Source organism: Neptuniibacter sp. QD37_11 (assembly GCF_047778105.1).
GTDB lineage: Bacteria > Pseudomonadota > Gammaproteobacteria > Pseudomonadales > Balneatricaceae > Neptuniibacter.
The window spans coordinates 826,029-845,146 of record NZ_CP180552.1 but is presented as its reverse complement, the minus strand read 5'-3'; the positions used below and the strand labels follow the sequence as shown (position 1 = coordinate 845,146).

The window sequence follows — 19,118 nt, the reverse complement described above, 5'->3', positions numbered from 1 at the left end:
GAGGCTTTAAGTTTTTCAAAGCTTCCTTGGTGTTATAAATCAAAGTGTTCCACAAAAAAGTCGCAAAATAGTGCTAACCAAGAAGGCTGGCCTTGTCTATGATATGCACATGGATAAGGAACAGGATCAGTCTTTATGAGCGACTCGGCAGCAACCATTTATGATGCTTTACAGGAAGGAACCCTCCTTGGCCCTGAGCATCATCGCTTTAAGCTAATCAAACACAACAGCCCTCATCCGTTTGGACAACTCTGGCAAGCGGAAGATGTAGGTGTATCCGGCAACCCTTTAGTCACTCTGCTGATCCTTAATCCCAATTTCCTTAAACAAAATAGCTTTGCCGAAAATATAAAAAAACATGCTGCGCTCAGCAAGCAACTGCAAAACAAGCATATAGCGGAATGCTACGGTTTCTTCAGTCATAAAGGCGGACTACTTTTCCTTTCCTACGAAAAACTTGATGGCCTAACCCTAGCGAGCCTGATCAAGAAAGGTAATTCGCTTCAACCGAATCAACAGCTAGGCCTAATCAGACAAGTGGCTTATGCCATTGATATGGGCTTTCAAAAGTTACGAAAGCCACATGCCTGTTTAGATAGCGAAACGATCTTTATCAATCGTAAGGGCGGAGTAAAACTTACACTTTTTGCCGTACGTGAATGCTATGAAGCGATCGCAGCCTTTAGCAAAGAGCCTTTCCATTATCAGCAATATCAATCTCCTGAAGCTTTCCACCCTGGTAAATTGAGCCGCAAAACCGACGTATATTCTTACGCCTGCATTTTGTATGAGTTATTTACCGGAAAGCCGGCTTTTAAAAGTAACGAAGGCGAAGCCGATCGAGTTCGAAAGCAACTAGATCAGCCTTCCGGTTTAGATGATGAACAGTGGGAAGTTTTGCAAAAGGCGCTTTCAACCGATTTAGAAGAACGTCCGCCTAACTGTACGGAGCTAGTTAAAGCCCTCTTTCCTCCACAAAAAGAGGAAGAAGCCGCGCCTACTGAATCTGAAAGCTCAGAAGAAAGTGAAGCGGCAGCCGACGCTTCGGCAAGCGATAATGTAGCGAGCGAAGAGCTTACATCAGAAGAGAGCAAGCCCTCTTTAAAAGATAAACTGAAAGGCGCCTTAAAACTGCCTAAAATACCTAAAACGGCAATCTATACCATCGCTGGCTCGGTGATATTTATCAGCGGCTACCTACTAGGTTGGTTTATCTCTGATTTAATGAACTTCAAAGAGAAAGACTTCCAGGCTCTGCAAATTAAGAAGCAGCAAGAAGCCTTGCAGCAAATGTACGATTCTTTGCAAGCTCAACAAGAACTTCACAATAAGCAGGAACAAGAGCTTCGCTCACTTAAAACTAGTAAAGCTATTCTGGAACATGATTTAGAAGCAGCGATGAAAAAACTCAACAATCAAGAACCGGATGAGCCTGGCCAACAGCTGTTTAAGGATCAGATCTCCGACACTCTTTATGGGCCAGATATGGTGGTGTTACCTTCAGGTGACTTCCGTATGGGTGATCAAGCCGGGATTGGTGACGATAATGAAAAACCGGTCCATGTTGTCAGCATCAAGAAGCCTTTCGCTCTTTCTCGCTTTGAAGTGACCTTCGCCGAATACGATGCCTTCGCTAAAGCGACCCGCAGAGCCCTGCCTGATGACGGTGGTTGGGGACGAGGTAATCGTCCTGTGATCAATGTCACTTGGCGCGATGCTGTTGCTTATACAAAATGGCTCAGCGGAGAAACGGGCCAGCCTTATCGTCTTCCGACTGAAGCTGAGTGGGAGTATGCCGCTAGAGCTGGCAGCTTAACCACTTATTGGTGGGGTGATGAGCTCAAAGAAAATATGGCTGCCTGCTCCGGTTGTGGAAGCCAATGGGATGGTCAACAGACGGCTCCAGTCGGTAGCTTCCCTGCCAACGAATGGGGACTTCACGATATGACCGGTAACGTTGATGAGTGGGTTGCAGATTGTTATCTCGAAAACTATGCGTCTGCTCCAATAGATGGCTCAGCTTACGAAGAGCGCGCTTGTAAAAATAGAGTGATGCGCGGTGGGTCATGGTTTGAGATCGAACGTTTAATTAGACCTGCCAGTCGCTACCGCCATCCGATCGATTCTAAACGCAATAGCTGGGGCTTCCGTGTAGCGTTAGATCTAGACTAAAACGAACTCTCAGGCTTTCCTGCTCAGCCTCAGTTAAGCCTGACGTTGCATTAATGGACTAAAGATTCAGGGACAATATTGATATGAACAAACGCCAATCATACCTGTGCTTGCTTGTAGCAGGCCTTCTACCATTAACTGCGCAAGCAGCGGACGCTCTTCAAATCAGTTCCGAGCAACGCAAGTCACTTAATCTAACGCTGTATAACCAAAATTTAGGTTTAGTTAGAGAAACACGTCAACTTCCACCACTACGTACAGATCAGAAAATCACACTGGAAGATGTCAGTGAACAGCTCCAAGTCGAAAGCTTGCGGATTGATAATGCCGGAAAAATTTTAGAGCAAAACTTAAATACTAACCTGCTGAACCAACGCAATTTGCTGAAACATTATGTAGGTAAGCAGCTACAACTAGCGCGCTTAAACCCTGTCTCAGGCCAAGAAGTTATTAGTCAGGTGGAGTTGCTCAATATGGACGGTAACCGCGCTCTGATTAAGCGCAACAACCGTTTTGAAAGTATTCCGCTTAATAATCAGTGGCGATTCATTTTCCCTAGCCTACCGCCACAGCTATTGAGCAAGCCAAGCGTAAACTTCCGCACCGCTGGTACATCGAAGTCACAACTCTCTCGTATCAGTTATCTGACAGGCGGTTTAAATTGGGGCATGGACTACGTTTTAACCCTGAATGAAGCAGGTAATAAAGCCTCCCTAGACGGCCTTGCAAGTTTAACCAACAATACTGGTGCGGATTACAAAGACACACAAATCTCACTCGTTGCTGGTAGCCTAAATAACCCTGGCAGCAATCGCCATGCAGAGATGCTTCAGGCCGATTTTGCAGTCGGCGCGATGGCTCGTTCAGCGCCTAAAACCATGGCACAAGAGAGTTTAGGTGACTTCCATCTATTCGATCTCCCTCGCAAGGTAGACTTGCTAAATGGGCAAGTAAAACAGGTATCTTTCCTGACAGCCAAAGAGATCCCTGTAGCGCGTAGCTATAACTATGAATTCTTGATCTATCCAACCTTGGAACGCAATCAGCATCGAGTAAAACCTCAACTGACGTTGACCTTTAAAAACGATAAAGAGAGTAATCTGGGTACGCCATTACCTGCTGGTAAAGTGCGCACGTTTACCCCTGATAGCAAAGGCTCACTGCAGTTTGCCGGAGGCGGAAATATTGGTCATACAGGTGAAAACGATGAGGTTAAGATCCAGCAAGGCAAAGCCTTCGATGTATCTATCCACCGTAAGCAAACCCATTTCAGCAAGACCTTTAACGGCTTTATGGTTGCGCAGGAGCTGAAAATCAGTAACAGCCGTACCACCGCCGCAAAATTAGAAATGACCGGCAATTTCCCGCTACAATGGGCGATGAAAGAGAGTAGCCATCCATTTGAAAAAGTGATGGGCGGCAGTGCGCGCTGGAAATTGGAAGTACCTCCTCAAGGCGAAGTGACTCTGAAATTTAAAGTTCAAATGGAAAAACGATAACACTTTGCCCGATTCATTTTGTGAAGGCTGCGGCTTAGCAATTCCCTATTGCTGCTGCAGCCAAATTACACCTCAAGGTAGCCAATTAGAGTTAGCATTGCTGCTACACGAAAATGAGCCGCCGCGCCCAACATCCACCAGCAAGATTATCCAAAAGGTTTTGCCTAATAGCTCTACCTATATCTGGCAACGAATCGATCCGCCACAGGACTTAATCGATCGTATTCAAGACGAGAATACAGACTCTTGGTTGCTATTCCCTGCTGACCGCCCTGAGCTTGTTAGTCGAAGTAAAAAATTCACAGGGGCTGTACCAGATAGAAACACCCTGATCATTATTCCAGACGGCACATGGAAAGAGGTACGTAAGATCGTTCGTAAAAGCCCGTGGCTTTCCGACTTACCATTACTGGCATTCGACCCAGAAACACCGAGTCGTTACGATCTACGCCGTAATCCTGATAGCGATCATCTCTGCACCGCAGAAACCGTCACTGAACTGTTAAAGCTCAATAGCGAACACACAGCCGCACAAGAGTTAGATCGAACCTTTGAGATATTTATCACTCAATACAAACGATCTAAACAAAACCAGCTAACCGACAGTTAAGGAGAGTATGTATGCCAATCACCGGTGAATGTTTTTGTGGCGAAGTGACATACCGTATCGATGGCAAATTAAAAGACGGCCGATCCTGCCATTGCTCTCGCTGTCGAAAGCTATTTAATGCCCAAGCATCTGCAGTTGCTCTTGTCGAACCGGATCAGTTCAAATGGATCAATGGAGAATCTCTCTTAACGTCATACCTCAACCAACAAGGTTACGGCGTAAAGTTCTGCAAGAAGTGCGGGTCAACCCTGTGTACCGTACACAATGATCAGGTATTACAGGTTACTTTAGGTTGCGTAAATGGTGCCCCTGAGATCGAGATTGGCCAGCACATTTATGTAGGCTCCAAAGCGCACTGGGAAGTAATACCGGATGGCGTAACTCAGTTTGAAACCATGTCGTCGGAATAATTGAATAACTAAAGCTTTGACTGCTTAGCCTGCCACTGCTTTGCTAGATCATGATTAGGTTCTTGATCTAGCTCGCCATCGGTATAGATATCGACCAAGCGACGAACAGCAAGTTGATGCGCCTGCTCGGCTGCTTGTGTGTAAAACTTTAACGCCTTGGTCGGGTCAGGTTGAAAATAATGTTCAAAACCCTCTTCAAAGATTTTACCCATTTGATACTGCGCTTTTGCATCACCTTTTTCCGCCGCCTGCTGGATGTAAATCCCTCCCTGAATGCGATTTTGTACGCCATCTCCACGGAAATGCAGTAAATGCCCATACACAGACAATGCACGTCTATGACCGTTATCGGCCGCAAATCGAAACAACTTCATCACAAAGTCATGCTTCTTCTTGGATCGCTGCTTTATCGATGAACGGAACAACGCATAAGCGATAGCAAAAATAACAGGCGCTAAAAGTCGATTAAATGCACGCATTATAAGACCCTAAAAAGGCAATTGAGATCGTGAAAATAATACCATCATCGGCCCTAAAGATTGTAAATATCACCAAAGATAGAAAAAGCCTTGATCAGCGCAGCAATTCTGAGATACAACTTCTAGACTTGATATCGAATAAAAGACGCGACATATATTCATTTTAGATATATCGCCTAATAAAAAGGATTAAACAGGGTAGCAGAATGAAGATTTACGAAGATAACTCCCTCACTATTGGTAACACTCCGCTCGTTCACCTTAAGCGTTTTGCTCCAGGCCTGAATATTTTCGGAAAGATCGAATCTCGCAACCCAGCTGGCTCCGTAAAATGTCGTATCGGCGCAAACATGATCTGGTCTGCTGAAAAGAGTGGTGCCCTAAAACAGGGTATGACCATGGTTGAGCCAACCAGTGGTAACACAGGTATTGCACTAGCTTTCGTAGCAGCGTCTCGTGGCTACGACATTGTCTTCACTATGCCTTCTTCTATGAGCCTTGAGCGCCGTAAGATCATGAAAGCACTAGGTGCAACGATCGTTCTGACAGAACCTGCTAAAGGTATGAAAGGTGCAATTGATAAAGCACAAGAGATCGTGGATGCGAATCCAGGTACTCACATGATGCTGCAGCAGTTTGAAAACCCGGCTAACCCAGAAATCCACGAAAAAACAACAGGCCCAGAGATCTGGAACGACACAGACGGCCAAGTGGATATCCTAGTCGCAGGTGTAGGTACAGGTGGTACGATCACTGGTACTTCTCGTTATATCAAAAACACTCAAGGCAAAGCGATCACATCCGTTGCGGTTGAACCTGTTTCTTCACCAGTTATTACACAGACGATTAACGGCGAAGAAGTTAAACCATCTCCGCATAAGATTCAGGGTATTGGCGCTGGCTTTGTTCCGAAAAACTTAGACCTAGAACTAGTTGATCAGGTTGAGCAGGTAAGCAACGAAGATGCTATTGAAACAGCACGCCTGCTAATGGAAAAAGAAGGCATCATGGCAGGTATCTCTTGCGGTGCTGCGCTATGTGCTGCGCTTCGTGTTGCGCAACAGCCGGAAAACAAAGATAAGAACATCGTTGTTATCCTTCCAGATTCTGGCGAACGTTACCTATCTTCAGCTCTGTTTGAAGGCATGTTCACAGATAACGAAATGGTGCAGTAAGTCTTACTACAAGAGTTCGCATAAACGAAAAAGCCAGCATCTTAGCTGGCTTTTTTATTAACTGATTTTCAGATCAATTTAATATTTCACGGATCTTGTCAGGGGAAGGAAATTCATCTAAGTGTTCGGCCTGTATCTTTCGATCACTTGTTTTAATTACATTGAACCAAGACGCCTTTCTTTGCTTACCTTGATAGCATCCATCAATTTCGTAATTCTCCCCATCCACGGTGACAACCGCAATTGCTCGGGTTCTTACAGTAGGCTGCATGGTATCGACTCTTTTTATAAGCATACCTTTAAGCCTAGCCCAAGCCCAATCAACCTGCTTATTAATTAACCAACGATTCGAGAAACGAGGCCGACGGTGCGAATAGTGAATGCCCTGTGACCGCACGAGTATATTTCAAAAGGTGATCGGTATGACCATGGCCATCACCCTCGATCATGCTTTGTAGCATAAGTGTAAAGTTATCCGGTGTACGGCAGTAACTAGCGAAAAGTAACCCGCACGTCTGAGTATCACCGTAAGGCATACTATGCCTGAGTATTTCGATGGAGTTGCCATCAGCATCTTTCAGCGAAGTCCGTTTTGTATGCGCTGTGAGTGCTTTTTCTGAGGATGGGTACTCAATGTTATCCGTTTTAGTTCGCCCGACAGTATCTTCCTGCAGTTTAGTAGGCTGAGCGTTCCAGAATGGCATATTGTGCTCGTAGCGTTGAATATGAATATACGAACCGCCACTAAACTGGGCATCCTCTTCACCTACAACCGCCACACTGACTCGGTTATCTCCTTCAGGGTTTTCAGTACCATCGACAAAACCAGTAAGATCGCGCGAATCCAGATATCTAAAGCCTTCGACCTCTTCAACTAGCGTTACCGCATCAGCTAGCTCCTCTCGAAGCTTCTGCGCGACTATAAAGTTAAGGCCTTTCCCTTGAGATCGAATATGGAAAAACAGATCTACAGGTGTATTGGGTGCAACGTTTTCACCATTTTCGAAATTTGGGAATGGCTTAAGAGCACTCGGTGCAGGTCCAATCTGCAGTTGCGACCAGTAGTGGCTACCGATCGCAGCAACGATATGAATCTCACCATCTGGATGACTTTGGTTAAATTCACGCTCAAGGCTAGGTACCTTTGCTAGTAGCAGTTTTACCCTGCTTAACGCATCTGCTGTTCGAGTTTGATTAAACGTCAGAAAAAGAGCAAATGGGCTTGCCTCTGCAATCACACCCTTTTGATACTGCGCCATAACAATGTCCTCAAAATCCCCTCAATAATTACCATCACAGTATAGAGGGATCTTACCTTTGCCAACATTGATTTAAATTGATCGCTTCGATAGAGCTTTTAAATAGAGCTTTAAAAATATTCTGTGAGGGAATTTTCAGCAATATTCAAAGTCACACTTAAAACATGCTTTTAATGAATAGTAATGAATGATGATAAATAAATTCTTAGCAACAGCCTGCCTATGGCTTTTCAGTACCCTAGCTATTGCAGCCCCAAGTGCCGAACTTTGGGATTTTTTGCTTAAACATGATCAATCAAGCACAGCCACTATTGACCATTCTGCTTGGGACCGAACCCTTCAACGCTATGTTAAGCCCTCTTCTGATGGCATCAATCTGATCAACTACGCCAATGTATCTAAAGCAGATAGAACTGAACTTAAAGCTTATCTACAGAACCTAGCTGACATTAATATTCATCAATACAACCGCGCTGAACAGAAAGCTTATTGGATCAACTTATATAACGCGCTAACGGTTGATGTGATTCTGGATCATTACCCCGTGAAGTCGATTCGGGATATCGATATTTCACCGGGCTTTTTCAGCGATGGTCCGTGGAAAAAACAACTGCTAGTAGTGAATGGGAAACAAGTAAGCCTAGACGATATTGAACATCGTATTCTTCGCCCAATTTGGAAAGATCCGCGCATCCACTATGCCGTAAACTGTGCATCAATCGGCTGCCCGAATCTTCAACCGCAAGCCTTTACCGCAGACAATAGCGAACAGCTTCTAAATCAAGGCGCAAAGGATTATATAAACCACCCTCGAGGCGCACGTTTTGACGGTAATGACCTGCACCTTTCCAGTATTTATAAGTGGTTTAAAGAGGATTTTGGCAACAGCGAAAGTGAGCTGATCGAGCACCTAAAGCAATACGCCAATGCTGATCTAAAAGAGAAACTGAAACACGCTACAGCGGTTTCAGACTATCACTACGACTGGAATCTTAATGAGATTGGTAGATAAATTTAGGACTTAGTCGCAATTGGACGAGCTGGATCTCTGATCCACTCGCTCCAAGAACCACTATAAACCCGGCTACAGCTCAATCCCGCAATTTCCATCGCCAATTGATTGTGACAAGCTGTTACACCGGACCCACACATGTGAACCACGGCTTCGACCGATTTACTGCCTAAGACGCTTAACCACTCTTCACGAAGCTGAGCTGCTGGCTTAAATTTACCCTCGGCTAAGTTATCCGTCAGTGGACGGTTTAAAGCACTTGGGACATGACCAGCGATTGGGTCGATTGGCTCCACCTCACCTCTATAGCGCTCGGCTGCACGAGCATCAACAAGATAGATGGACTGAGCATCAAGTGCCTGTTCAACCTCTGCTACCGTCAAATTCTGATTAGGCAGTAACGAGAATGTATACGCAGTAGAAGTCGGTTGTGGGATATGATCATTTAACTCACCACCTAGCGATTGCCAAGCAGCTAGACCACCATCCAACACCGCTACTGCTTTATGTCCCACCAAACGTAACAACCACCAGCAACGCGCCGCCATGGCCCCAGCACAATCGTCATAAACAACGACTTGAGTGTTATTGCTCACACCCGCCTGTGCTAAACGATCTACAAACCGTTCTAAATCAGGCAGCGGATGACGACCCGTTTCAGGCGTAATCTGTGAGGATAGATCCTGATCAAGATCGAGATAGATCGCCCCTGGAATATGCCCTTCAAGGTAGGCATTTTTACCCGCCGAGGTATCCGCTAAGTTAAAACGACAATCAAAAACCACCCAATCAGATTCTGATATGTGATTCTGAAGCTCTTCGGCGCTAATGATTGTCGTAAACATATTTAACTTAGCCTTTTTAAATTTATAGGTAAGCCGCTAGCTCTTCTTGAAGTAGATCAAGTTCATTCTGAGCTTTCTGCTTCTGCTTTTTCTTTAAGCCTTCAACCTGAGCCGTTTTCTCAGCGACCACAGTTTGCGCAGCCGCTGCTTTGTCGTCCGCTTGCTCAACTTGCTCAAGCAGAGGTTTAAGTTGCATCAAGATTCCGCGACGACGGCCTTCTTCAGCACGCGCGATCTCTTCAGCAGACTTCTCTTTTTTCTTTTTAACTTCCGTTTTCGCTTCAGCAACGTAAGTTAATGGGCGAATACCAGCCGCAATTCGCGCTTTATCCATCAACGGCACAGTGATTTCACGTGCTTTCACTGCACCTTTCTGTAGAACCTCTTCCACTTCGCCAAGATCGTTCATCAACTCATTGTAACGAGCACGTGGAGCAGAAAGTTTTGCGTCTAGGAACTCAAATAGCTCTTTCTTCGCATCACCCCAACCGATACCGTTTTCGAACTGCTGGCGCATTGCAGCTGCTTCATTTTCATTAGCAAAGCAGTTGTATAGCTGGAAGATTGTGCTGTTATCAGCGTCTTTAGGTTCACCCGGCTCACGCGTGTCCGTTTTGATCTGCTTAATCAGCTTATATAGCTCATCAGCAGAAGCAAACAACGGAATCGTGTTGTCGTAGCTCTTCGACATCTTACGACCATCCAGACCCGGAATTAGCTGAGTCTGCTCATCCACTACCGCTTCTGGCAATGTGAATAGGTTTTCGTAAGTGTGGTTAAAACGGCCCGCCATATCACGTGCCATCTCAATGTGTTGAATCTGATCCTTACCTACTGGAATAAGATCAGCATTGAACATCAGGATGTCAGCTGCCATTAGAATTGGGTAGCTGAATAGACCCATTGTGATGCCATCATCCAGATCGCTGCTACCCGCATCGCGGTTAGCATCAACAGAAGCTTTGTAAGCGTGAGCACGGTTCATAAGACCTTTAGAACACATGCAGGTTAGAATCCACGTTAGTTCCGTGATCTCAGGGATATCTGTTTGGCGGTAGAAAGTCGCTTTATCCGTATCTAAGCCTAGCGCCAACCAAGTCGCTGCGATCTCACGTGTTGATTGAGCAACACGCTCTGGATCATGGCACTTAATTAATGCGTGGAAATCAGCTAGGAAATAGCAGTTGTTGTATTCACCTGTCTGACTCATTTCGATGGCAGGCTTAATCGCACCCAAGTAATTCCCAATGTGAGGTGTACCTGTAGTAGTGATACCCGTCAGAACAGTTTTCTTATCCATTATTCACTTCTCTAATCTGCATGGCGTTGCCCGCTATAAAAAATATGGCAACTCAATATATGTCACTAATTTAATGGCGGTTATAATACCGAAAAAACGTGGAGGTTGCCCCCATAACCCTCACTATTCCTTTGCTGTTTCTTGTATCCACCCAATGTCGAGATGACAGCGCTGCTAGGTTAGGGCTTAATAGGCCTACAACAATAACAATACTGAGAATTTTATGACTGATTCTATCGCTTCCTGGGTTACTTTATCCGCTCTGTTTGCCAGTGCTGGCTGGTACATTTTTCAAAGCCCTGAGCGTAATCTCAATGCAATCGTAATGTGTGTAATGTCGGGCATTTTATGCCTGTTTGGCGGTTTCCTTATTTCTGGTCTTTTAATGAAAATAACCGGCACGTTAGAAAACCCACTGATTCCAGCACTACTCGTCTGTGTTGGCACAGCCATCTGCACTGTTGCTCATACGCTTTACAAGAAACGAACCGTCTCTTAATTGCAGATGACTCGATCCATAAAAGGCCATATTAAAAATGGCCTTTTTTGTATCTACAGACAGGGTTATTATCTAGAGACTTTTTACTGCAAAGATAGATTCTTCCTATGCTGATTGTCGTATCACCTGCCAAAACTCTGGATTATGAAACTGCCCCTGTCACTGAAACATACAGCCAGCCAGAGTTTCTTGATCATTCCCAACTCCTCATTGATGAACTGAAAAAGCATTCCGTACAGGATATTGCTCAGATGATGAAGTTGAGCGACAAACTAGCCAGTTTAAACGTTGCCCGTTATGAATCATGGACACCTGAATTCAATACTGAGAACGCTAAACAAGCAGTTCTAGCATTTAAAGGTGATGTATACACAGGGTTAGACGCTGAAACCTTATCGGATGATGACCTCACTTTTGCGCAGAATCACCTACGTATCCTTTCAGGTCTTTATGGCGTGTTAAAACCGCTCGATCTAATGCAGCCATACCGCTTAGAAATGGGCACAAAGCTAACTAATAGCCGCGGTAAAAACCTATACGAATTCTGGGGTACTCAGATCTGTGAACGCTTGAATCAAGAGCTTGCAGAGCAGAAAGAACAGGTACTAATCAACCTAGCTTCTAATGAGTACTACAAAGCCGCCAAAGAGAAAAACATCTCCGCACGTATCATTACACCAGCGTTTAAAGACTGGAAAAATGGTCAATATAAGATGATCAGCTTCTACGCTAAAAAAGCTCGAGGCTTGATGACCCGCTACATTATTCAAAATAAGATCGAAAACCCTGAAGACTTAAAAGGCTTTGATCTTGAAGGTTACCGTTTCGCTGAGAGCATGTCTGAAGGCGATACTTGGACATTCATCCGCGATCACGAAGAGTAAACCTCTTCGCTTATCCCAGATACAAAAAAGCCAAAGCATATTGCTTTGGCTTTTTTAGTGGTGAGGTATCAGCTTAGTTTTGCTCGATACCTACGATAAACCAATCCGCATTTTCTTTGGTCATATCACGTGCCAAGTGCCACGTTTCATTAAACTCAGTCGCTTCAGAGGCATTCTCTTTCAACCAACCGTAGAAGTTAATGCTCACAATCACCTCATCTTCTTGAGTGATGAAGTTAGCTAGCTCAGACATAACTGATACAACTTCTGTTACCTGATCAGCTGGTGACTTAGCACGCTCTTGCTGCAGCACATTAAACAACTCTTCAGAAGTATAAGTACGGATTTCGTCCCAATCAGAACGATCCCAAGCCTTTTGTAGGTTTACAAAGTGTTCACGGGAACCTTCCAAGAATGCGTCTTTATTAAACCAAGAAGGAATCTCGATCTCAGCAGAATCACCCCAACCGGAATCATAAGCAGGCATTGGTTTAAACTCCTGCACGTTCTCAGTTTGAGCTTCGCGCTGCATTGGCTGTGGCTGCTGTTCTGGTGTATAAGGCTGACCTTGCCCATGACCACCTTGCGTTGCGTAATCCGGACGCTGCGCCTGTTTTCGCATCGAGAAGATTTTGTAAACAATAAAGATCACCGCAGCGATCAGAATCAGATCCATAAACTGCAGACCTTCAAACGCCCCACCGAATAGCAACGCGCCAAAAATACCACCCGCCAACAAACCAGCCATCAAACCACCAAAACCTTTTTTCTTAGGCGCTGTTGCTGCATTGGTTGTTTTATCAGCTTGCTTTTGTTGTTGCTGCTGTTGAGCAGGTTTAGATTTTTTAGGTGAAGAAAAGCTTTTACCAAATGAAGATCCACCACCAAAGCGCTTAGCTTCAGCTGTCTCAGCGATAGGAAGCGAAATCAAAAATACCGCCATTAAAGTAACCAAAAAAGTCCGCATTGTTTCTCCTAAATAACTAACTTTTACCGGCAACTGTACCGGCAACTACAGCAAGATAAATCCCTGTGAATATTAAAGCGATACCCCATAAATGAAAAGCCTGAACCTGCTCTGCAAGGAAAATCACCGACAATACAATTCCCCACATTGGCACTTGGTGAATAAACAACCCTGCTTTATGCGCACCGAGCTTCTCAACACCGTAATTCCAGAAAAGATAAGCCAGAATCGAGGGGAATACTGCTAAGTAAGAGATCAGTAACATCAGATCCGTATCCCACTTAATCTGCAAAGCTCTCTCGGTTTCCAACAGTGAAAGCGGTACTAGAATAATCACCCCCACAGTTAAAGAGACCGAGAAGAACGCAAACCCACTCATCTCTTTCGGTTTCCAACGCAATGCTAGGCTGTAACAAGCCCAAACAAACATTGCGAGTAGCACCCAAAGGTCACCACTATTGAAATTAAGCGACATTAAAGCCTCAGGATCACCTTTACTGATCAACGCTAAAACACCTAATAGCGAAAGCAATACACCCAACCATTGCCGCATCGATGCAGACTCTCGAAGCACTAATGTGCTCATACAGAGGATCATGATCGGCATTGACGATTGCATCAAAGTGCCATTCATAGCGGTCGTCGTTTGCAAACCTATATAAGCTAAGGTGTTGAAACCAGCAACACTCAAAGCGCCAAACAGCACTAACCTAGGCCAATACTGTCGAATCACATCGCGATGCTTATAAATAGCGGGGATAGCAAAAGGTAATAAAATAACGAAAGCTAATGACCAGCGAATTAACGCTAACGTAATCGGAGGGATATCAACAGAAAATGCACGCGCTAAAACAAAGTTACCCGCCCAAAAAAGCGTGGTAAGCGTTAACAGTAGATAAGCCAAATATGACCTCGAAAGTCTTATTTATTCTTCTGCAAAAAACGCGAAAGTAGACTGTTACTCGCATCATTGCCCGTAATGACATAATGCAGGACATTATAATTATTTACAGTCCATTGCATACGGCGATTGGATTTATTTAAACCACAAATCAGGACTTCATCGCCCTCTTGTAGCTCATCCAACTCGCCAGGCAACATATCAATAAAATCCCCACGCTTTAACATTAGAGGAAAGGCATGTAGATTTTTCTTGCGATTGTGAGGGTCTTTAAAGAACAGAGAGAGCGTTAAGTCGAAACCTTGTCTCTTTGCTTCCATAAAAGCAGGTGTTTCTTTCTCGCCTACGGTATAGGCCCAGCTATCTAACTCCCTGTCCCCGACCACACTGCTCATCCGATTAATCAATGTATGTGCCCAGACATCGTCAAATTTATCCCGCATCTCTTCGATAAATATAGGCACTAGCGGCGATTTAACATGCGCAAGGATGCGGTTAGCAATAATACGCCCCGGCTCCATAATAAAATCGGCCCGGCTGTTTTTGAAAACCAAGCTATTGGCATGGATGTTTTGTCTAACTACAGTCAGGAGTTTTGGGTTCAATTCTCGAGCGGTCATCATGATGGACAGGTTATCGGCATCATTATTGGTACCCGCAACGATACCCACCGCGTCCATAACCCCCGCTTCCATCAGCGTAACCGCTTCAGTGCCAACACCGGTAACTTGATGCGGAAGGTCTTTTATCTTTTCAGCATCAATATCTAAAACCGTCAGTTCGACATCGCTTTCATCAAAATCCCGGTACAAAGCGCGACCAAAACGACCATGCCCACAGATAATCCAACGTCCTTTTGTACGCTGATAGACGCTGGAAAGGGGACGATGGAATGGATTGTGAATCCAGTCATACACCAGATGCATATAAGGCGCATGAGCTGCTAAAGACAGATACTGGGCGTAAGTTCGGAACGGGTCCACTACTAGATCCGTACCAAAAGAGTTTAGATTGGCGGAGGTAATATCAGATTCGGTACGACTGATCACCATCCGCTCAGGATTAAGCAGTTTACTAGCAATAGCTATGGAGAGGTTGACCTGATCATGATTCGTTAACGCCATGATGCCTATACATTTCGGATGCTGAAGGCCTGCTGCATCTAAGACATCGGGAAGAGAGGCATCGGCACACAGCGCGGAAACAGAGACAGGTAACTCATCCATCTCTAACGCATCTATTTTGTCCTGATTGATATCAACAACAACCACGCGGATGTCACGTTTTACTAGCTGTCGAACAACGACACTTCCGGTCACACCGTAGCCACAAATCAGATAAAAGGGCTCGTTCATTTGCCGAACATCTGCAGTGAAGGAGCGCCTGCGCATCATGCGGCCAAATACGGGTTCTTGTATCAGAGCAAGTGTCGTACCTATACCATATAACCAAGCGATTACTGTGGCGTAGATACACAAGAGCGTCCACATACGTTGAGCCGAAGTGAATTCATAAGGAATTTCACCAAAGCCGATGGTTGACCCCATAAAGGACACGAAATAAACCGCATGGAAAAAATCCATTCGGTAAACATTACCCTGATCATCCTCCCCAGGTATCAGTACAAATCCAAGTACTGAGATCGAGTAAACAACAATTAGAGTAATTAACGGCACCCTTAAGCGCCGTAGGAATAGATAGATAACGTTATTCATAAAGAATAATCGCTCAGTGCTTATCGACGCAGCATGGCAGTTTCAACTACCAACAAAATAACCGAGATAACATTGGCTAAGAGCGCGCCTGCACTTAGAGAAACAACGCTCGACATATTAGAAGGGTCCATACCCACACCGCTAATCTGCTCTGCGTAACCCCAAATTCCTGCAGCGACGATTAGTTGCAGGTCAGCAACTAAAGAGGTGGCTAGCATCAGTGCGCCTAAATGAGTGCGGTCACCAAATTTAATGACTGTACAGATCATGCTGACAACTAATGCAGCAAAAAACTCGTAAACGTTATGGTGAGCTGGGTTTTCTATATCCCCAAGAAAGAAGCCAAAGTTGAGCGTCAATGCCAACACAATAAAAAACGCAAAAATCACTTTTTCCTTGTTCATCGCTTCCTTCAACTCCTGAACTTTTTTAACGAAGATCTGGATTGTAACACCCACGCTTACTAAATCCATTGAGTTGGATTAAGGAACCCTAACCGTTATGCTTTGTCACAACATAACATTTTGGTGTTTTTTACGATTTAAGGCTTATTTTTATGCTAACTCTTTCCATGCCACGGCTAGTTGTTTTTGCTGGTCTATTGTCTGCGGTTTTATCCACATCAGTATTCGCAGACGTCGAAAAAAGTCCCAACGATCCAAATGTGTATCGCAGCCTAACCTTAGATAATCAGCTGCGCGTTTTATTGATCTCGAATCCTAAAAGTGACAAAGCGGCTGCCTCTATGAATGTAGCGGTGGGCTCTAGCGCTAACCCTAAAGATCGCGCAGGTCTAGCTCATTATCTTGAACACATGCTGTTCCTAGGCACCGACAAATACCCAGCAGCGGATGAATATCAGAGCTTCATACGTTCTCATGGTGGCGGACATAATGCTTATACATCGATGGAAAACACCAACTACTTCTTTGATGTCGCCGCTGATAATTTAGAACCCGCTTTAGATCGCTTTGCCCAGTTCTTTATTGCACCGCTATTTGATGAAAAATACGTAGATCGCGAGCGCCATGCTGTTCACTCGGAATATCAATCAAAGATTAAAGATGATTACCGCCGTAGCTATGCCGTAACAAAATCTTTAATGAACCAACAAAATAGCCACAACTGGTTTGCAGTGGGTAGTTTAGAAACTCTAGCCAATACTCCCGAGCGCCCAATTCGTAAAGAGTTAATCGAATTTTATCAGCGCTATTATTCTGCCAACCTGATGGCACTTGCCGTGCAAGGTAGAGAACCACTAGACCAATTAGAGCAGATGGTAAGAGAGAAATTCAGTGCGGTTAAAAACTACGATTCTAAAGCGTTTGAAACCAAAACCTCTCTATTTAATCCGAAGCAACTACCGCAGTTGGTTAAGATCAAAAGCGTAAAAGATATCCGCTCACTTACGCTAACCTTCCCTACTGCTGAAACTCGCAGTCATTGGGAAAGCAAGCCGCTGTATTACATCAGCAACCTGATTGGCTATGAAGGCAAAGGCAGCTTACTTTCTCTACTGAAAGAGAAAGGCTTGGCAACGTCCCTTTCTGCTTCACAAGGTCATGATTTGGATAACCAAGCTAGCTTTATGGTCAGCATGCGCCTAACCGAACAAGGCCTAGAGCAGTACCAGCAAGTTATCCAAATGGTATTCCAGTATGTTGAATTGCTAAAACAGAGCGGAATTCAAAAAGCGCTATTTGATGAAGAGAAACAACTGAGCAACATCCGTTTCACCTTTCAGGAGCAATCAGAACCCATCCACATGGTGAGCGGTTTGACACGACAGATGCAATTTTTCCCAACGGAGAAAGTCATCTCAGCGAACTATACCTTTAATGAGTTTAAGCCTGAGCTGATTAAGCAATATCTGGATCAGATCAAGCCAGAGAATATGCTGGTGACCATTAAAGCGCGTAATGTTAAAGGCAACCAAACAGAACCTGACTACAACGTACCTTTTGAAGTTTCTCAGTTTAATGCGGAAACCTTGAAAAGCTTCGCCGTTAAAGCAATTGATCCGAAATTAACGGTTCGCAGCACTAACCCATTTATTGCTCAGGACCTAGATCTTCTAGCAGCCGAAACTAAACAAGCGCCTTATCTGCTGCAAGATAAACAAGGTTTCGAACATTGGCATTTGACCGATGTCAGCTTCAATGTGCCGAAAGCGAATGCTTATTTCACACTGCAAACCCCATTTGCCAATACCAGCGCTAAAAATTGGGTGATGAACAGCCTCTTCACTGAGATGCTGCAAGAGCAACTCAATGAAACACTCTATGATGCTTATCTAGCTGGTCTAGGCACGAATATTTATCCACATATGAAGGGCTTTACGGTTCGCTTATCTGGTTATAACGACAAGCTAGATCTACTAACAAAAGATGTGGTTTCTGCGATTAATAAACCGGACCTACCAAAAGAGCGTTTTGAGATCCTTAAGCAGAAGTATCTAGATAACTTAGCGAACCAGCTGAATGATAAACCGTACAATCAAACGACGAGCCGTCTGTATGAATTGCTTCTACCTCAATGGAGTAATGCAGAGGAACGTCTTGAAGCAGAAAAACTGACGGTTAGAGATCTTGCCGCTTATGCAGTTAAATTGCAGGAAACGCCGGACATTAAACTACTTACACATGGCAATATAAGCGAAGCAGATGCTGAAACTATCGCTTCACTGATCAAAGATAACCTATGGCAATCAGGCGCTAAAGAAGTCGCGCCTGTCCAAGTAGTTCAAGTACCGCGCCAGCAGCAACTTACAGATAAGTTAGTGATTGATCATGATGATTCGGCGATCTCTGTTTTGCTACAAGGCAATAACAACAGCAATAAAGAGAAAGCTGAATTCTCTGTATTGAGCGAAATTTTATCCGCGCCTTTCTACAATCAGCTGCGCACCGAAAAACAGCTGGGATACATCGTCTTCGGCACGCCTTTACAGATGCACAAAACACCGGGTATTGCATTTATTGTGCAATCCCCTGTGGCAGACGGCAAAACGCTGGTAAAAGAGATTGATCAGTTCTTAATGCAATCGAGCAATTTGATCTCGCAATTAAACCAGGAAGAGCTGAACAAATTTAAACGCAGTGTAATTTCAAGAATCACTAAGCAGGATAAAAAGCTATCCAGTCGTACCAAGCGGTTCTGGCGAGAGCTAGATTGGGGTGAAACAGAGTTTGATACCCGCAAGAAGCTTGCGGAAGCTGTAGAGAAAGTAACCTTAGACGATCTATCCAAACGCTACGCTGGTTTGTTTGATCGCCGTTTAACGGTCTTAAGCACAGGTAAGAAGTTTGAACGCCCTGCAACCGAGCCGACACAATTAACTCGATTATTTAAGCAACGTAGAGATCAGGGCGCTTTCACTCCTGATAACTGA

Annotated in this window: 18 protein-coding genes; 9 read left to right on the top strand and 9 right to left on the bottom strand. The window is 44.5% G+C overall.

Annotation, left to right across the window (positions count from 1 at the left end; all coding sequences use genetic code 11):
- The first annotated feature begins 135 nt into the window (after positions 1-135).
- The 4 genes from ACMXYT_RS03725 to ACMXYT_RS03710 all read left to right on the top strand — a co-directional run bounded on the left by ACMXYT_RS03725 (position 136) and on the right by ACMXYT_RS03710 (position 4,691).
- A complete protein-coding gene (locus ACMXYT_RS03725) occupies positions 136-2,172 on the top strand; it encodes an SUMF1/EgtB/PvdO family nonheme iron enzyme (RefSeq protein WP_415900280.1) in 2,037 nt (678 codons plus the stop codon).
- Between the two features lie 83 nt (positions 2,173-2,255).
- Complete coding sequence (locus tag ACMXYT_RS03720; RefSeq protein ID WP_415890474.1) at positions 2,256-3,671, top strand: DUF4139 domain-containing protein; 1,416 nt, start codon at positions 2,256-2,258, stop codon at positions 3,669-3,671.
- A 4-nt stretch (positions 3,672-3,675) separates the two neighbouring features.
- Positions 3,676-4,281, top strand: a complete 606-nt coding sequence (locus tag ACMXYT_RS03715; protein ID WP_415900279.1) for a tRNA-uridine aminocarboxypropyltransferase — start codon at positions 3,676-3,678, stop codon at positions 4,279-4,281.
- Positions 4,282-4,292: 11 nt separating this feature from the next.
- A complete protein-coding gene (locus ACMXYT_RS03710; protein WP_415900278.1) occupies positions 4,293-4,691 on the top strand; it encodes a GFA family protein in 399 nt (132 codons plus the stop codon).
- An 8-nt stretch (positions 4,692-4,699) separates the two neighbouring features.
- Here ACMXYT_RS03710 and ACMXYT_RS03705 read toward each other — a convergent pair whose 3' ends face one another.
- Positions 4,700-5,170, bottom strand: coding sequence for a tetratricopeptide repeat protein (locus ACMXYT_RS03705; RefSeq protein WP_415900277.1), 471 nt, complete (start codon positions 5,168-5,170; stop codon positions 4,700-4,702).
- Between the two features lie 206 nt (positions 5,171-5,376).
- Between ACMXYT_RS03705 and cysK the strand changes: the two genes are divergently transcribed.
- Complete coding sequence (gene cysK / locus ACMXYT_RS03700) at positions 5,377-6,345, top strand: cysteine synthase A (RefSeq protein WP_415887160.1); 969 nt, start codon at positions 5,377-5,379, stop codon at positions 6,343-6,345.
- A 73-nt stretch (positions 6,346-6,418) separates the two neighbouring features.
- Here cysK and ACMXYT_RS03695 read toward each other — a convergent pair whose 3' ends face one another.
- The gene (locus ACMXYT_RS03695) at positions 6,419-6,640 is read right to left on the bottom strand and encodes a hypothetical protein (RefSeq protein ID WP_415887158.1); all 222 of its coding nucleotides are present in this window, start codon (positions 6,638-6,640) and stop codon (positions 6,419-6,421) included.
- A gap of 37 nt (positions 6,641-6,677) precedes the next feature.
- The gene (locus ACMXYT_RS03690; RefSeq protein ID WP_415900276.1) at positions 6,678-7,604 is read right to left on the bottom strand and encodes a Dyp-type peroxidase; all 927 of its coding nucleotides are present in this window, start codon (positions 7,602-7,604) and stop codon (positions 6,678-6,680) included.
- A 187-nt stretch (positions 7,605-7,791) separates the two neighbouring features.
- Here ACMXYT_RS03690 and ACMXYT_RS03685 point away from each other — a divergent pair, with 187 nt between their 5' ends.
- Positions 7,792-8,616 carry a DUF547 domain-containing protein gene (locus tag ACMXYT_RS03685; protein ID WP_415900275.1) on the top strand — a complete coding sequence of 275 codons (825 nt, stop codon included), beginning with the start codon at positions 7,792-7,794 and terminating at the stop codon, positions 8,614-8,616.
- 2 nt (positions 8,617-8,618) lie between these two features.
- On the opposite strand, the gene ACMXYT_RS03680 is transcribed toward ACMXYT_RS03685, so the two are convergent.
- Both ACMXYT_RS03680 and ACMXYT_RS03675 read right to left on the bottom strand, forming a co-directional pair.
- Positions 8,619-9,461, bottom strand: coding sequence for a sulfurtransferase (locus ACMXYT_RS03680; protein WP_415900274.1), 843 nt, complete (start codon positions 9,459-9,461; stop codon positions 8,619-8,621).
- 22 nt (positions 9,462-9,483) lie between these two features.
- Positions 9,484-10,761: a tryptophan--tRNA ligase gene (locus tag ACMXYT_RS03675; protein WP_415900273.1), complete on the bottom strand. Its 1,278-nt coding sequence runs from the start codon at positions 10,759-10,761 to the stop codon at positions 9,484-9,486.
- A 223-nt stretch (positions 10,762-10,984) separates the two neighbouring features.
- Here ACMXYT_RS03675 and ACMXYT_RS03670 point away from each other — a divergent pair, with 223 nt between their 5' ends.
- A complete protein-coding gene (locus tag ACMXYT_RS03670) occupies positions 10,985-11,260 on the top strand; it encodes a hypothetical protein (protein WP_415900272.1) in 276 nt (91 codons plus the stop codon).
- Between the two features lie 107 nt (positions 11,261-11,367).
- Positions 11,368-12,144, top strand: coding sequence for a peroxide stress protein YaaA (gene yaaA / locus ACMXYT_RS03665; RefSeq protein WP_415900271.1), 777 nt, complete (start codon positions 11,368-11,370; stop codon positions 12,142-12,144).
- A gap of 73 nt (positions 12,145-12,217) precedes the next feature.
- Here yaaA and ACMXYT_RS03660 read toward each other — a convergent pair whose 3' ends face one another.
- The 4 genes from ACMXYT_RS03660 to ACMXYT_RS03645 are packed head-to-tail and all read right to left on the bottom strand — an operon-like array spanning position 12,218 to position 16,185.
- Positions 12,218-13,111 carry a Tim44 domain-containing protein gene (locus ACMXYT_RS03660; protein WP_415900270.1) on the bottom strand — a complete coding sequence of 298 codons (894 nt, stop codon included), beginning with the start codon at positions 13,109-13,111 and terminating at the stop codon, positions 12,218-12,220.
- Between the two features lie 16 nt (positions 13,112-13,127).
- Positions 13,128-14,015: a DMT family transporter gene (locus ACMXYT_RS03655; RefSeq protein ID WP_415911863.1), complete on the bottom strand. Its 888-nt coding sequence runs from the start codon at positions 14,013-14,015 to the stop codon at positions 13,128-13,130.
- Between the two features lie 17 nt (positions 14,016-14,032).
- Positions 14,033-15,727 carry a potassium channel family protein gene (locus ACMXYT_RS03650; RefSeq protein WP_415900268.1) on the bottom strand — a complete coding sequence of 565 codons (1,695 nt, stop codon included), beginning with the start codon at positions 15,725-15,727 and terminating at the stop codon, positions 14,033-14,035.
- 20 nt (positions 15,728-15,747) lie between these two features.
- Positions 15,748-16,185: a DUF6394 family protein gene (locus ACMXYT_RS03645; RefSeq protein WP_415900267.1), complete on the bottom strand. Its 438-nt coding sequence runs from the start codon at positions 16,183-16,185 to the stop codon at positions 15,748-15,750.
- Between the two features lie 98 nt (positions 16,186-16,283).
- Between ACMXYT_RS03645 and ACMXYT_RS03640 the strand changes: the two genes are divergently transcribed.
- Positions 16,284-19,118, top strand: a complete 2,835-nt coding sequence (locus ACMXYT_RS03640) for an insulinase family protein (protein ID WP_415911862.1) — start codon at positions 16,284-16,286, stop codon at positions 19,116-19,118.